The sequence below is a fragment of the Cognatishimia sp. F0-27 genome, from assembly GCF_020667845.1.
GTDB lineage: Bacteria > Pseudomonadota > Alphaproteobacteria > Rhodobacterales > Rhodobacteraceae > JAFMPQ01.
On the sequence record NZ_JAFMPQ010000011.1, the window covers coordinates 1 to 14,506 of the forward strand.

12 protein-coding genes are annotated in these 14,506 nt (G+C 63.8%); 7 read left to right on the forward strand and 5 right to left on the reverse strand.

Annotated features, from left to right (window positions below; translation table 11 throughout):
- Window positions 1–400 precede the first annotated feature (400 nt).
- Entirely contained in the window at window positions 401–2,086 is a 1,686-nt protein-coding gene (locus J1C49_RS07740) for an NAD(P)H-dependent oxidoreductase subunit E (RefSeq protein WP_227445244.1), read from the forward strand.
- A 280-nt stretch (window positions 2,087–2,366) separates the two neighbouring features.
- Here the strand turns inward: J1C49_RS07740 and J1C49_RS07745 are convergent, their stop codons facing one another.
- Window positions 2,367–3,287, reverse strand: a complete 921-nt coding sequence (locus tag J1C49_RS07745) for a lytic transglycosylase domain-containing protein (protein ID WP_227445245.1) — start codon at window positions 3,285–3,287, stop codon at window positions 2,367–2,369.
- Window positions 3,288–3,495: 208 nt separating this feature from the next.
- Here J1C49_RS07745 and ftsY point away from each other — a divergent pair, with 208 nt between their 5' ends.
- From ftsY to J1C49_RS07760, 3 genes are all read left to right on the forward strand, one after another.
- Window positions 3,496–5,043, forward strand: coding sequence for a signal recognition particle-docking protein FtsY (gene ftsY / locus J1C49_RS07750; protein WP_227445246.1), 1,548 nt, complete (start codon window positions 3,496–3,498; stop codon window positions 5,041–5,043).
- 99 nt (window positions 5,044–5,142) lie between these two features.
- Window positions 5,143–6,045 carry an EamA family transporter gene (locus J1C49_RS07755; RefSeq protein WP_227445247.1) on the forward strand — a complete coding sequence of 301 codons (903 nt, stop codon included), beginning with the start codon at window positions 5,143–5,145 and terminating at the stop codon, window positions 6,043–6,045.
- Window positions 6,046–6,167: 122 nt separating this feature from the next.
- Window positions 6,168–6,782: an inner membrane-spanning protein YciB gene (locus J1C49_RS07760; RefSeq protein WP_227445248.1), complete on the forward strand. Its 615-nt coding sequence runs from the start codon at window positions 6,168–6,170 to the stop codon at window positions 6,780–6,782.
- A 211-nt stretch (window positions 6,783–6,993) separates the two neighbouring features.
- Here the strand turns inward: J1C49_RS07760 and J1C49_RS07765 are convergent, their stop codons facing one another.
- Window positions 6,994–7,428: an Lrp/AsnC family transcriptional regulator gene (locus J1C49_RS07765; RefSeq protein ID WP_227445249.1), complete on the reverse strand. Its 435-nt coding sequence runs from the start codon at window positions 7,426–7,428 to the stop codon at window positions 6,994–6,996.
- A 110-nt stretch (window positions 7,429–7,538) separates the two neighbouring features.
- On the opposite strand from J1C49_RS07765, the gene J1C49_RS07770 reads away from it, so the two are divergent.
- The 3 genes from J1C49_RS07770 (at window position 7,539) to J1C49_RS07780 (ending at window position 11,967) form a co-directional block, all read left to right on the forward strand.
- Window positions 7,539–8,738, forward strand: a complete 1,200-nt coding sequence (locus J1C49_RS07770) for a type III PLP-dependent enzyme (protein ID WP_227445250.1) — start codon at window positions 7,539–7,541, stop codon at window positions 8,736–8,738.
- A 48-nt stretch (window positions 8,739–8,786) separates the two neighbouring features.
- Window positions 8,787–11,090, forward strand: a complete 2,304-nt coding sequence (locus tag J1C49_RS07775; protein WP_227445251.1) for a xanthine dehydrogenase family protein molybdopterin-binding subunit — start codon at window positions 8,787–8,789, stop codon at window positions 11,088–11,090.
- Between the two features lie 397 nt (window positions 11,091–11,487).
- A complete protein-coding gene (locus tag J1C49_RS07780) occupies window positions 11,488–11,967 on the forward strand; it encodes a CoA-binding protein (protein ID WP_227445252.1) in 480 nt (159 codons plus the stop codon).
- Between the two features lie 129 nt (window positions 11,968–12,096).
- Here J1C49_RS07780 and J1C49_RS07785 read toward each other — a convergent pair whose 3' ends face one another.
- The 3 genes from J1C49_RS07785 to hisF all read right to left on the reverse strand — a co-directional run bounded on the left by J1C49_RS07785 (window position 12,097) and on the right by hisF (window position 14,502).
- On the reverse strand, window positions 12,097–13,125 hold the full coding sequence (locus J1C49_RS07785) for a PRC-barrel domain-containing protein (protein WP_227445253.1): 1,029 nt from the start codon (window positions 13,123–13,125) through the stop codon (window positions 12,097–12,099).
- 292 nt (window positions 13,126–13,417) lie between these two features.
- Entirely contained in the window at window positions 13,418–13,729 is a 312-nt protein-coding gene (locus tag J1C49_RS07790; RefSeq protein ID WP_227445254.1) for a phosphoribosyl-ATP diphosphatase, read from the reverse strand.
- Between the two features lie 14 nt (window positions 13,730–13,743).
- A complete protein-coding gene (gene hisF, locus J1C49_RS07795) occupies window positions 13,744–14,502 on the reverse strand; it encodes an imidazole glycerol phosphate synthase subunit HisF (protein WP_227445255.1) in 759 nt (252 codons plus the stop codon).
- Window positions 14,503–14,506 lie beyond the last annotated feature (4 nt).

Below are 14,506 nucleotides of genomic sequence, written 5' to 3' on the forward strand. Positions count from 1 at the left end.
GTGCAGGGTGCAGGGTGCAGGGTGCAGGGTGCAGGGTGCAGGGTGCAGGGTGCAGGGTGCAGGGTGCAGGGTGCAGGGTGCAGGGTGCAGGGTGCGCCTTCCGCATCGACCTTTTTGCGCCTTCGGCAAATTCGGGAGTGACGTCACACGCCCACCGCCGGGCGCGCAAGATCGAACGGCGTGGCCGCGTTCGAAAACGCCAAGGACGCGCCAAGGCTGGAAGCCTCCCTGCCACGTCACCCTCCCTGCCACGTCACAATGACGCCTATGGGAACACGCTGACGCCGATGCGTGCGCCGTGGCGGTGTTTGCGGCGCAGGATCGACGGAAACTGTCGTTTTTACTCTGCCGCGACGGGTGCCGGGCCGCTAGGCTCTGCCTCAACGCTAGGGAGAGACACATGGCACTGGATGAGCGCAAGGGCGTCTGGAAATCGGCACCGGGCAAGGGGCGCAAGACCCCGAAGGGCCGGCAGCTTGACGAACAGGCACATGCGGAGGTCTGCGCTTTGCTGGAGGATCGCTCCCGGCAGCGCGATTTACTGATCGAGCATCTGCACCTGATTCAAGACCATTTCGGACATCTCTCCGCCCGGCACCTGCGCGCGCTGGCCGAGGAAATGCGCCTGAGCATGGCCGAAATCTACGAGGTGGCGACGTTCTATGCGCATTTCGACGTGGTGCGCGAGACTGAAGCCCCGCCACCTGCGCTGACCATTCGGGTGTGCGATTCGCTCAGCTGTGCGCTCGCGGGGGCTGAAAGCCTGCGTGCCGCGCTCGAAGAGGGGATGGATCCGACGGAGGTCCGCGTGCTCCGCGCGCCCTGCATGGGACGCTGCGACACCGCACCGGTGCTGGAACTGGGCCACAACCATATCGACCACGCAACCCCCGAGAAAGTCGCCGCGGCCATCGCAGCGGGCGATACCCACGCACGTATTCCCGATTACCAGACCTTGGCGCAATATCGCGCCGAAGGCGGGTACGAGACGCTCACGAGCCTGCGAGAGAGCGGCGAGTGGGAGGCGGTGCAGGAACAGGTGCTCTCCTCCGGTCTGCGCGGTCTTGGCGGCGCGGGTTTCCCGTCGGGCCGCAAATGGGGGTTCGTGCGGGCAAATCCCGGCCCGCGCTACCTTGCCGTGAATGGCGACGAGGGGGAGCCCGGCACGTTCAAGGACCGTTACTATCTCGAACGGGTGCCGCATCTGTTTCTCGAAGGGATGCTGATCGCGGCCTGGGCCGTGGAGGCGGCACAGTGCTACATCTACATGCGCGACGAATACCCGGCGGTGCTCGAGATCCTGCGCCGGGAGATCGCGGCATTGGAGGCGGCAGGTCTGGTGGCGCCGGGTCATATCGCACTGCGTCGGGGCGCGGGCGCCTATATCTGCGGCGAAGAAAGCGCGATGATCGAATCGATCGAAGGCAAACGCGGCCTGCCACGGCATCGCCCGCCTTATGTCGCGCAGGTTGGGCTGTTCGGCCAGCCGACACTTGTCCACAATATCGAGACGCTACACTGGATTGCCCGGATCTGTCGCGAGGGGCCGGAAGTCCTGTCGGCGCATGAACGCAATGGCCGTGTCGGTTTGCGCAGTTACTCGGTCTCCGGGCGCGTCGCGCGTCCGGGCATGTATCTGCTCGAAGCCGGTTCCACCATCGCCGACATTATCGCAGCAGCAGGCGGAATGGCCAAAGGCCATGTCTTCAAGGCATATCAGCCGGGCGGTCCATCGTCGGGCCTGCTGCCGGCGAGCATGGACGACATCCCGCTCGATTTCGACACGTTGCAGCCGCACGGCTCCTTCATTGGCTCGGCAGCGGTGGTGGTTTTGTCCGATCAAGACAGGGCGCGCGATGCGGCGCTCAACATGTTGCGCTTTTTCGAGGATGAAAGTTGCGGTCAGTGTACCCCGTGTCGTGTGGGCTGCGAAAAGGCGGTCAAGCTGATGAGCGCGGAGACATGGAACCAGCCCCTGCTGGAAGAGCTGTGTCAGGCAATGGCGGATGCGTCGATCTGCGGTCTGGGTCAGGCCGCGCCGAACCCCATCCGTCTCACGATGAAGCATTTCGGTGAGGAATTGTAGCGCCGCACGACCTTGGACCCGTGCCCGCGCGCGGCGATAGACGCGCCTCTCTGGGCATGTCACGCGGGGCCGACTGCCATGGTGGCGCGATGCGCGATGCGATCAGTCTCCGAAACACTCCCGGACGCCTGCCCGCGGTCTCGGCCCGGACCAGAAGCGGTGGACCCCCGCGCTCAAGGCCACGGATCGGCTCGAGGCAGGGCGCCCGTGGTCCATAGGGGACTCGAGAGCCGTCCGGCCTGGGTCTCAAACCGGTCCGTGCCACCCCGCTCAGAGACTGTCACGGGGCGTTGCGGTAGACGGCGCAAAGGCACCCCTTCGCCTTGAGGTCGCGACACAGGCGCCAGGCTGTGTCTTGCGTGTCGCGTCCGAGGCGCGCCATGAAGTACCCACCGCGCGGGCTGGCGCGACTGCGCTGCCAGATCAGTTCAGGCTCTTCATCGTCGATGACCGCGGTGCAGGCGCGCATGCGTTCCGAGAATTGCCGCCGGGCCCTGTCGCGGGTCGTGCCAAAGGCCACCTGCACGCCCCAACGCGAGAACTGTTCTTTCGGTTCGGGATACGGCGTAAGCACGCGCTGCCGAGCGAGGGCGTAACAGGCCGGCTGGAAGCCGATATCCTTCTGCAGACGGTAATCATGGTCTTGCGGCGGCGCGTCGCGCCAGATCTGTGCCGGCAGGCCGGTGATGATCTGCACGTAATCAACCGTTTCCTGCGCAAGCCAACCGCTGCCGGCGACCAATCCGTTTGCCCGCCCCTCGCCGCCATTATACGCGATGGCCGCCATCCCGAAGCTGCCATAACGGCGTGTCAGGTCGCCGAGATATTCGGCTGAATACTCAAGCGCTTCCGCTGGGTTATACGGGTCGCGCAAACCGCGCCGTGCGGCGGTTGCCGGGATGAATTGCGCGATACCCTGCGCGTTTGCGGGGCTGCGTGCATGTGGATCAAAGCGGCTTTCCTGCCAGAGCAGCCGGGCAAAAAAACCGGGATCGAGCCCGTGGTGATGCGCGAGCGTTTCGATCGCTTGGCACAGATCGTAGACCCTGTGCGCGGGGCGGATGCACTGCACCGGTCCGAACGCGCCGGGCGAGCATTGGGTCGCCGGATCGCGGGATGCATGAGCCCGAAGCTCGCCGGAAGAGAGCACGAGGGCCGCAAGAACAACGGCCGCAAGAACAAGGGCAAGAAGTGGTCTCATGGGTCCGAGCCTGCGCCCTGACCGGGGAACGGTCAACCGGCCTTTCATTCCGGCGGCTTGCGTATTACATCCCCTTCTGACGCGCCGCGCTCCGGCAGGCACGGACACCGTGTACCGTCGCAGGCATGGCAGGCGAGGGTCCGGACTTCGAATGACGACGGTGTGCTCCGGACCCCGGTGGGACGGAAAGCCAGCCTCTGGAGGAAGAATGTCCTTTTTCGGCAAGCTGAAGAACAAGCTTTTCAAATCCTCGTCGAAACTGGACGAAGGCCTCGACGCGATCATCCAGGATGGCGGAACGGAAGATGCCCCCGCGGCGCAGGCGCCTGCAAAGACGGAACACCCCGCAGCGCCCGCACCGGTGGCGGAACCACGGGACCCGGGCGCTCCGGGCGCTGACGCCGATGCTGTGGAGCCGCAACCTGCCGACGACGCGCTCAAAGATCCAAGCGCAAGCGACCTGACACCCCCGCGCGAACCGGAACCGGATGACAACCGGCCCTTCCCCTCGGAGGCGCTGGAACCGGAGACGCGGCGTGCCGAGGATGCGGAGCCCAAGGAAACGGACGCGGATGCCGAAGTCGCCGCTGATCTGGCGCCTCCGGCGTCTGCGGCACCCGCATCGCGCCCGGTTCAGGAGCCCCCGGCGGTGGCGCCGCCCCCCCGATCCGCGCCCGAACCGTCCAGGCCCCTTGCGGATGATCCCGCTCGGCCACCATCGCCCGCGCCGGCGCGCAAACACGACCGCGACAGACAGCCGGAACAGGCGCCCGCCCGCATCGACACGCGCGCCACGATCGACGCGATGGAAGCGATGGATCTCGCGCAGGCAACGGAAACGGCCGACACGGGTGCGCCCAGACCGGGCCTTCTGGGGCGACTGTTCGGGCGGGGCGAAAACAAGGGCGCCCCCGTCATCCGGCGTGAATTGAACGATGAGATGCTGGAGCAGCTCGAAGAGCTTCTGATCGCGTCGGACATGGGGGTCGAAACGGCCCTGCGCGTGACCGCCAACATTGCAGAGGGGCGATTTGGCAAACGTCTCTCGACGCAGGAAATCAAACAGCTGCTTGCAACGGAAATCGCCCGGATCATGGAGCCTGTGGCGCGTCCCTTGCCGCTCTACCCGTCAAAACCGCAGGTTGTTCTCGTGGTTGGGGTCAATGGGTCCGGCAAGACCACGACCATCGGCAAGCTGGCATCGCAATTCCGGGCTGCCGGGAAATCCGTGGTGATCGCGGCGGGAGACACCTTTCGTGCCGCCGCGGTGGAGCAGTTGCAGGTCTGGGGCGACCGTGCCGGCGTCCCGGTGCTGACCGCGCCCGAGGGTTCTGATCCCGCAAGCCTTGCCTTTGATGCCATGGGCCGGGCACAGGCCGATGGCGCCGATCTGCTGATGATCGACACGGCAGGGCGGCTGCAAAACCGCGCCGATTTGATGGAGGAACTGGCCAAGATCGTGCGCGTGATCCGCAAGAAGGATCCCGATGCGCCGCACAACACGCTGCTTGTCCTGGATGCCACCACCGGGCAGAACGCGCTGCGCCAGGTCGAGACCTTCCAGAAACTTTCGGATGTCTCCGGCCTGGTGATGACGAAGCTTGATGGCACCGCGAAGGGCGGCGTGCTGGTGGCGCTTGCGGACCGGTTCGGTTTGCCCATTCACGCCATCGGCGTCGGCGAACAGATCGACGATCTTTCGCCGTTTGACCCCGAGGAATTCGCGGCCGCCCTGACTGGCCTCGATCCTTCGTGAGCCGGCGCGGGGTTTCTTTGAGCTCGAAATATCCCGGGGGGCTCGCCTCTGGCGAGCGGGGGCAGCGCCCCCACAGATCCAAAATGAAAGGCCTGCGCGTTGAGTGAGGCATTGATCGCGCTCGAGGGCACGGAGGCGGGCCATCGGGTCGCCTTGATGCTGGCGCTGCTTGCGGCGTTTCTGCATGCCGCCTTCGGCGCGCTGCAAAAGGGCCGGCACGACCCGTGGCAGAGCCGCGCGGCCATCGATCTCAGCTACGGGCTGATGGCGGCGCCCATTGCCCTGTTTCTGGTGCCTTGGCCGGAGCCGCATATGTGGCCGATCTTTGCCGTGGCCTGGCTCATCCACACCGTTTACAAGCTTCTGCAGGGCTACGCGTATACCCAGGGCGCCTACACGGTGGTTTACCCGGTGGTGCGCGGCACGGGCCCCTTGTTCACGGTGATCGGGGCCGGGTTCCTTTTCGGCGAGCGGTTTACAGGCGTGCAATGGCTGGGTGTCGGGGTTCTGCTTGCCGGCATCTACGGTCTGGCGCTCTACAATCTGCGCAATCTCACCGATGGGCGTGACCGGTTGCCGCGTGCGTTGGTCTTTGCGGTGGCCACGGGTCTCTTCGTGGCGCTCTATACCACGTATGACGCTTATGGCATCCGGGCGACCGCAGACCCGTTCACATTCCTTGCGTGGTTCTTCCTGATCGACGGCTGGGTCATGCCGCTGCTTATGGCGGGAAAACTGCGCCGGGCGGTGGTCGAGGGGGAGGGTGCTGCGCTGTTCCTGCGCGGCATGGTGGGCGGTGTTGTCGCGTTTTTCAGTTTCGGGTCCGTGATGCTGGCCACGCGTCTCGACAAGGTGGGCGAAGCGGCGGTTCTGCGCGAGACCTCGACGGTCTTTGCAGCGCTGATCGGTTGGCTCGTTCTGCGCGAGACGGTCGGTCCGCGGCGCATCGCGCTGATGGCGCTGATTGCGGCCGGCGCCGTGATCGTGGAGCTTGGCGGATGAACGATCCGAGCGCGCGCGCCGCATATCGTCAAAAACAACAGCTTTTGTCGATCTGCGTTGAGCCTGACGCATGATCACCCTAGATCCCAAGTGACCGTCCGGTCCGCAGCCAAGGAGCGCCCATGAGCCAGAACAAGATCAATCCCGTTCTCAAATCGACCCTCGAACTGGGCCCGGTTCTGGGGTTTTTTGTGGCCTATCTCTGGTTGAAGGACGAACGCTACACCCTTTCGGGCGTGGCCTATGACGGATTCATCATCGTCACGGCGGCGTTCATTCCGATTTTCCTGCTCGCCATGGGGGCGCTGTGGTGGCTCACCGGCAAATTGTCAAAGATGCAGGCGGTCACGGCGGTGATGATCGTGATTTTTGGCGGGCTGACATTCTGGCTGAACGACGAGCGGTTCATCAAGGTCAAGCCGACGCTGGTCTACCTTGTTTTCGGCGGGCTGCTCGGGCTTGGACTGCTGCGTGGGCAATCCTGGTTGCAGATGGTGATGGAGGAACTCATGCCGCTCAAGGACGAAGGCTGGATGATCCTGACCCGGCGGTTCATGTGGTTCTTCTTTGCCATGGCGGCGGCCAATGAAGCGATCTGGCGGACGCAATCCACGGAAACCTGGGTCTATCTCGAAACCTTCGGCTTTCCGGTCGCGGTGTTCGTTTTCTTCATGGTGCAGTCGAAATTGTTTTCAGATTATGCGCTTGAGGAGGAGAGCCCGCAGAACGATCCGTGAGCGCGATACGCTGTCGGGTCGCCGCGCTTTCGCCATCAGATTGCAGAGGTTTCATGCGGATCGGCGCGAGGATCAGGAGGGGGGGCGGTCGCTCCGTTGGAGCGGCTTTGTTTGTGGGGTGAGGGGCCAGCCCCTCACACTCCCCGGAGTATTTCAAGACAGAAGAAACTCGCAGAGGATCCCTCGCGGGCAAATGGTGCCTTGGCGGCTGTCAGCGTGCGATTTTGGTGCTGAGGTGGATCAGGCTTTCCGAGCTTCTCACCCCTTCGGCTTCGCCGATCTTGTCCAGGGTGGCGTCGAGCGCCTCGGTATCCTGTGCGCTGAGCGTGATGAGCAGGTCGACGCGGCCCGAGGTTGTATGCACCGTTTCGACGGCGGGCATCGATTTCAGCCTGCTGAGCACGGCGGGGGCGGCGCGCGGCTCCAGTGCCACCAGCACCGTGGCGCGTAAGGGCGGCCGCAGCGCCGCGCCGCGCTTGAGCGTGTAGCCCGCGATGACGCCTTGCGTCTCCAGCCGGTCAAGCCGTGCTTGCACCGTTGTGCGCGCAAGGCCGAGACGGCGCGCCAGATCAGACACGGGCAGGCGGGCATTTTCCGCAAGCAACGCCACAAGTGCGCGGTCTGTTTCGTCGATATTTACGATCATGTCGTCAATCCGTCAGTTATATGCTTCATTTTGTGCTGAGTGACAGGTGATTGTGAAGGGGGTTTGATGTGATCCTCTCTCCAGAACACAGATGAGTTGGAGAGGCAGTCATGCATCACGATCGGTCCGGCGTCATTGCCGCGCGGGATTGGCTCTTGCGGCACCAGCCCGACGAGCCGGTATTTTTCTTTGCCCCTGCGCGTTTGCGTGCGCGGGCATGGCATTTTCTGCGCCGTTTTCCGGGGCAGGTCACCTACGCTGTGAAGGCCAATCCGGACCCGGCGTGCCTGCGCGTGTTGGTGGAGGCCGGTGTCGGCGCATTTGATGTCGCCTCGGTGGCGGAAATGCAGGCGGTGCGTGCCGTCGCCCCCGATGCGGCATTGCATTACCACAACCCGATCCGTTCGGCAGGCGAGATCGCTCAGGCGCGCGGTTTCGGCGTCCGCTCATGGTCGGTCGATCGGGCGAGTGCGCTCGACGCGCTGGGCGATATTGCCGGCGCGCAGATCGCTGTCCGTCTGCGGCTGCCGGTTTCTGGTGCGGCTTATGATTTCGGGGCAAAATTCGGCGCCGACCCGGATGCCGCCGAGGCGCTTTTGCGGCTTGTGGCGGCGCGGGGCGGCGTGCCATGCATGACGTTCCATCCCGGAACACAATGCGAGAGCGCGGCACCCTGGGCGGCGTATATCGCTGCCTGTGCGCAGATTGCCCAGCGTGCCGGGGTGCGCCTCGCCCGGTTGAATGTCGGTGGTGGGTTCGCCGCGCATCGCAGCGGGCGCGCACCCGACCTCGATGCCGTTTTCAACCGCATCGCGTCGGCCCGCGAGGCGGTCTTTGCGGACTCCGGAGGGCAGCCGGAGCTAGTCTGCGAACCCGGACGCGCCATGGTGGCCGATGCCTGGCAGATTGCGCTGCGCGTGAAGGCCAGCGACGAGACCGGCGTGTATCTCAACGACGGGGTGTATGGCGCGCTGTCCGAGTGGCGCGACCTGCCACCGGGGGATCGGATCGCCGTCTTTGCCGCTGACGGCGCAGACCGGCGCGGCGCCGCCGTGCCGCGGGTGGTGTTTGGCCCCACCTGTGACAGTCTGGACCGGCTGCCAGCTCCGCTGCCGCTGCCCGATGATCTGCAGGTCGGGGATTATCTGCTGATCGAGGGGATGGGCGCCTATTCCGGTGCGCTGGTGACTGGATTCAACGGGTATGGCGCAAGACAGGTCGTCACGACCGTCGCGACCGGCGCAATTCCCGTATTGCATGGCACGAAACCGACCGGGCGGGGTCGAAAGGCCGCTGGACACCGCGTGTAATCCTCCTAGTGTCCGCCTCAACAGAAGGTATGACACGGGACGAGCGCGATGGATAAATTTGGGAAGAGCCAGCCAGTCAAGCGGCGCGAAGATGTGCGGTTTCTCACGGGAGAAGGCCGTTACGTGGACGACATCACGCCCGATGGGGCGCTCCGGGCTTTTGTGTTTCGCTCTCCTGTCGCGCATGGGCGGATCACCGAGCTCGATGTGCGCGATGCGGAAGCGGCCGAGGGTGTGCATCTTGTGGTGACCGGTCAATCGATGCTCGATGCCGGGGTCAACACGCGCATGAAGGCGGCATTGGTGGACAACCGCGATGGGAGCAAGGGCGCAGATCCCAAGCGCCCGATGCTTGCGGAAGGGCGGGTGCGCTTCGTGGGGGAGCCGGTGGCGGTGGTGATCGCCGAGACCCTCGAACAGGCGCGCGATGCGGCGGAATTGATCGTATTCGACGTCGAGGATTTGCCTGTACATATGGAGGTCGCACCGGGTGGTCCGACGATCCATGACGAGGCGCCCGACAATATCGCCTTTGATTTCGGACTGGGCGACGAGGCCGGAACCGAGGCCGCTTTTGCCAAGGCCGCGCGTGTTGTGAGCCTCGACATTTCCGATAACCGCGTGATCGTGAACGCGATGGAGCCGCGCGGTGCCTACGCTGAATGGGACGGTGAGCGCTTGCATGTGGCGTTCAACGGGCAGGGCGTCTGGGGCATGAAGGGCGACCTGGCGGTGGCGTTCGGGCTCGATGCCGCGCAGGTCCGGGTGACCAACCCCGATGTCGGCGGCGGGTTTGGCATGAAAGCCTTCGCCTACCCGGAGTATTTTGTCGTGGCGCATGCCGCGCGCGTGCTGGGCCGCCCCGTGCGTTGGATGTCGGAACGCACCGAAGCGATGCTCTCGGATAATGGCGGGCGCGATCTGACGACGCTGGCGGAACTGGCCTTTGACGAGAACAACCGCATTCTGGGCTACCGGTTGCACTCGCGGTGCAATCTCGGAGCCTATAATTCCGCCTTTGCCCAGGCGATCCAAACCAATCTTTTCTCGAAGATCCTGACCGGCGTTTACGACATGGGCGCAGCCTACATGCGCTGCGAGGGTATTTACACCAATACCACGCAGGTCGATGCCTATCGCGGGGCCGGGCGGCCCGAGGCGATCTATGTGATCGAACGGGTGATCGACCGCGCGGCGCGGGAGCTGGGTGTCGACCCCTGGGAATTGCGCCGGATCAATTTCATTCGCGCGGATCAGTTTCCCTATGACACGATCGCGGGTGAAACCTATGACGTGGGCGACTTCCATCGGGTGCTGGCGCATGCCGAGCGGCTCAGCGACCGCGCCGGGTTTGCGGCGCGAAAGGCGGCCTCCGAGGCGGCTGGAAAGATCCGGGGGCAGGGGCTGTGCTACTATATCGAGAGTATTCTCGGCCAACCGCACGAGGACGTGGCGGTCGAGTTCACCGATACGGGGGGCGCCGTGATTTACGTGGGCACCCAATCCAACGGGCAGGGGCATGAGACGGTTTTTGCGCAGTTCCTGTCGGATCAGACCGGTATTCCGACACAGGCGATCGAGGTCGTGCAGGGCGACAGCGACCGGATCGCCCGCGGCGGAGGGACCGGCGGGTCGCGTTCCGTGACAGTGCAGGCCAATGTCACGCTGAAAGCTGTGGCAGAGATGGTCGAACAAATCTCTGCCTTCCTGGCTGGTGAAATGGGAGTTGCCCCGGAGGATGTGAGCTTTGACGATGAACGCTTCCGGGCTGACGGTTCGAACCTGACCCCGACCATGCTCGAAGCGGCACAGATGGCGCGCGAGGCTGGCCGGACGGACTTGCTGCGGTTTGATGCCCATGCCCAGCTTCCGGCGCGGTCCTTTCCCAACGGCGCGCATGTCGCCGAGCTGGAGATCGACCCGGAGACCGGCAAGGTCACGATTGACGGCTACTGGATCGTGGATGATTTCGGCAATCTGATCAATCCGATGCTGGCCGAAGGTCAGGTGCACGGCGGTGTGGTGCAGGGCATTGGGCAGGCGCTGACGGAGCGCGTCGTCTATGATGAAGACGGGCAACTCTTGACCGCGACATTCATGGACTATGCAATGCCCAGAGCGGATGACGTGCCCATGATCGGGTTCGCCTTCGAACCGGTCCCCTCCACTGCCAACCCGATGGGCATGAAGGGCTGCGGAGAAGCCGGGACGGTGGGTGCCCTTGCGGCAATTGCAAATGCGATGCAGGACGCCCTGTGGGATCGCGGTGCGCGACAGGTGGATATGCCCTTCACGCCGCAGCGTGTCTGGGCCTTGTTGCAGGAAAACCAAGGCAAGATCGCAGCGGAGTAAGTTTTGAAGCCCCCTGTCAGACGGCGTGTCGGGCAGGGGTGCCGGCCTCGCCATGACGGTCCGGCAACAGGGCTATCCTGACGCATCAAGCGGGCCTGCATTCCGGCTGGGGGCTCAAGGGACCGGTTGGCCGCCATGTCGATGTTCATTGGGGCCTTGCGCCAAAGGGATGTTTGCGGCATCGGCGGCTTTTCGCGCATTTCGTGACAGAATTCGTCAAGATATGTCCTGGATATGCCTTTGGAACCCTTTTCATCGAAATTTTGTCTCCTATGTATTTCGGTGTACCGCGGAGCCGGAACCTTCGCGGAGCATTACTGTCCCTCGTTCCGTGACTTGCGCCCGTGGCTTTTGCCCGGGCGCTTTTTCTTTTTGACATAAGGCGCTAGGGTGCGGCATGACTTTGCCAGATCCCCCCAGTGACGAAGACCTCAAGGCAGTTTTGACCCGCACACGCGAGATTGCCGTGGTCGGTGTCTCCCCCAATCCCGTCCGCCCCAGCTATTTTGTGGCGCGCTATCTGAGCCTGAAGGGATTCACCGTCTATCCGGTCAATCCGGGCCATGCGGGCAAACCGCTTTTCGGCCAGACCATCCGTGGCAGCCTGACGGACTGCCCTGACAGTGTTGACATGATCGACGTCTTTCGTCGGTCGGAATTTGTTCCGGAAATCATCGATGAAGCGCTTGAGGGGTTGCCCAATCTGCGGACCATCTGGCTTCAGATCGGGGTGCGCCACGACGAAGCGGCAGCACAGGCCCGCGGGCGCGGCATCGACGTGATTCAGGATCGCTGCCCGAAGATCGAATATCAACGCTTGTTCAACGAATTGCGGATGGGCGGCTTCAACACCGGTGTGATCTCCTCCAAGCTCTGACCCAAGACCGGCGTGCCCGTGATGCTGCATGACGCCGCGCAAAACGAAAAACCACCCGTCATGGCGACGGGTGGCATTGCTCACATTCGGGAGCCGGGCGGGGGAGACAGCGGCCCCGCCCGAGCAGCTTCAGCCTTCGGAATACGGCTCTGCGGCTTCAAGCTCGGAGCGTGGCATGTCGAGCGAGACACGGGCGATCTCACCGCTCGCCGTTTCTTCGATCATCAGCGCGTCGAGATCGACAGCCACGGGCTTTTCGCCGAGGCCAAGGAAGCCGCCCACATCGATCACGGCCTTCTCAATGGAGGTGCCGTCGTCGGCGAGGATCAGTTCACCCACTTCGCCAACCCACTCATCGCCAGCGGTGTAGACCCGTGCGCCGGTGAGATCTTCGGTTGTGATGTCGGCCTCGGACGCGCGAACGGCGTTCATACCTGCGGTCGTCATATCGGTGTCGACCGTGCGCAGATCACTTTCAGCGGTCTCAGTCTCCATCGCGCGCGCATCCGTTTCGGCGCTTGCCGTGTCTTCGCTGGCCGTCATCGCATCATCGCCCGTTGCGCTGATATTCGCGGCTTGGGTCACGGTGGCGTCACCGTCTGCCATATTCGGCTGCGCGGCATAGGCGGACCCTTCAGTCTCGTCTTCATTCGCCATCGGATCGGCGGCACTGGCAGACTCCACTTCGGTGCCTGTCGCCATCTGACCGTCCTTCCAGGCCTGCTCCGCTTCCTGGTAATCCGGTGCATCCTTGAGCATGTCGGTCGGGCCGTTGAAGACGATGAAATACTCGTCGGCCTCTGCGCCATCGCTGATGAAGGTCAAGGCATCCATGGAGATGGAAATCTCCTTCTGACCGAGCCCGAGGAACCCGCCGACGGCTGCGATGATGTGATCGACCTCGCCGTCCTTGCCGATGATCACATCATTGATTTCACCGGCCATGTCCCACTCGAGTTCTTCGGGGTCGGTTGTCGTGGCCGCGACATCAATCGACTTTTCGGTCTGCCACAGCGTCGCGCCGATCAGATCCGTGCCGCGATACTGCTGTGCCTCGAATTCGGGTTGAAAGCTCTCTTCGTTGATATTGGCGGTCTGTGCATAGGCCGGCAGGCTGATTGCAAGTGCCAAGGCTGTCGACGCGAGAAGCGGTTTCATGATAGTCCTCCAGTTGATGTTGTTTGACCCTTTCCAGCAGGTCACTTGGACAACATCGAGAGCGGCGCCGGGTTCCCGGTGCCGCTCACTTTTTTGTGCAAAAGGCGAAATAAATGATCCGCCCCCGCGTCACATTGAGTGCGTCTGAGCGGTCCTGCCGTGCGGGATCTGCGTCTCATGGGATTGGTCTTGTGACGCCGCTTTGCGCTTGGCGCATGTCTGGGTGCGTTGGCGAGAGACGGGTCTCAAAGCGGGTGGGATGACCCGCCTGATGGCGCCTTGCGTATCGGCGCTAGGACCGGCGCGCGGCTTTCTCGGCAAGGCCCGATTGACCCTGACGCGCATCGAGCACCGCCATGACCTCGGAGACGCTCACATCCCGCGCCTTGAGCATCACCAACAAATGAAACAGCACATCCGCCGCCTCGCTGGTGAGCCTGTCCCGGTCGCCCTTGACCGCTTCGATCACCGCTTCAATGGCTTCCTCGCCGAATTTCTCCGCAACCTTGTCCGGCCCTTTTGCAAGCAGCTTGGCGGTCCAGCTCTCCTCGGGCGTGGCCTGCGCGCGGGACGCGATGATGGTCTCGAGCTCTTCGAGTGTCATGACGCGGCCCTTTCTCAGATCCTGACCGGGATGCCTGCGGCGGCCATATGCGCCTTGGCCTCGGCGATGGTGAAGGTGCCAAAATGAAAGATCGACGCGGCAAGCACGGCCGAAGCATGACCCTCTGTCACCCCTTCTACGAGGTGGTCCAGCGTGCCGACCCCGCCGGATGCGATAACGGGAATGTCCACCGCATCCGCGATGGCGCGGGTCAGCGGCAGGTTGAAGCCCGACTTGGTCCCGTCCCGGTCCATGGAGGTGAGGAGAATCTCACCCGCCCCCTTGGCCGCTACGGTTTTGGCAAAGGCCACGGCATCGATGCCGGTGGGACGGCGCCCGCCATGGGTGAAAATTTCCCAGCGGCCCGGCTCCACGGTCTTGGCGTCAATGGCGCAGACGATGCACTGGCTGCCGAACTGGTCCGCGGCGCGCGCGATGACGTCGGGATCAGCCACGGCGGCCGAGTTGAAGCTGACCTTGTCCGCCCCGGCCAGCAGCAGCGCACGCACATCGTCGACCGTGCGCACCCCGCCGCCCACCGTCAGGGGAATGAAGCATTGCTCGGCGGTGCGTGTCACGACATCGAACATCGTGCCGCGATTCTCATGCGTGGCATGGATGTCGAGAAAGCATATTTCGTCGGCCCCTGCCGCATCATAGGCGCGCGCGGCATCCACGGGGTCGCCGGCATCGACGAGATCGACGAAGTTGACCCCTTTGACGACGCGCCCATCGGCCACGTCGAGGCAGGGAATGATGCGGGTTTTCAACATGGCA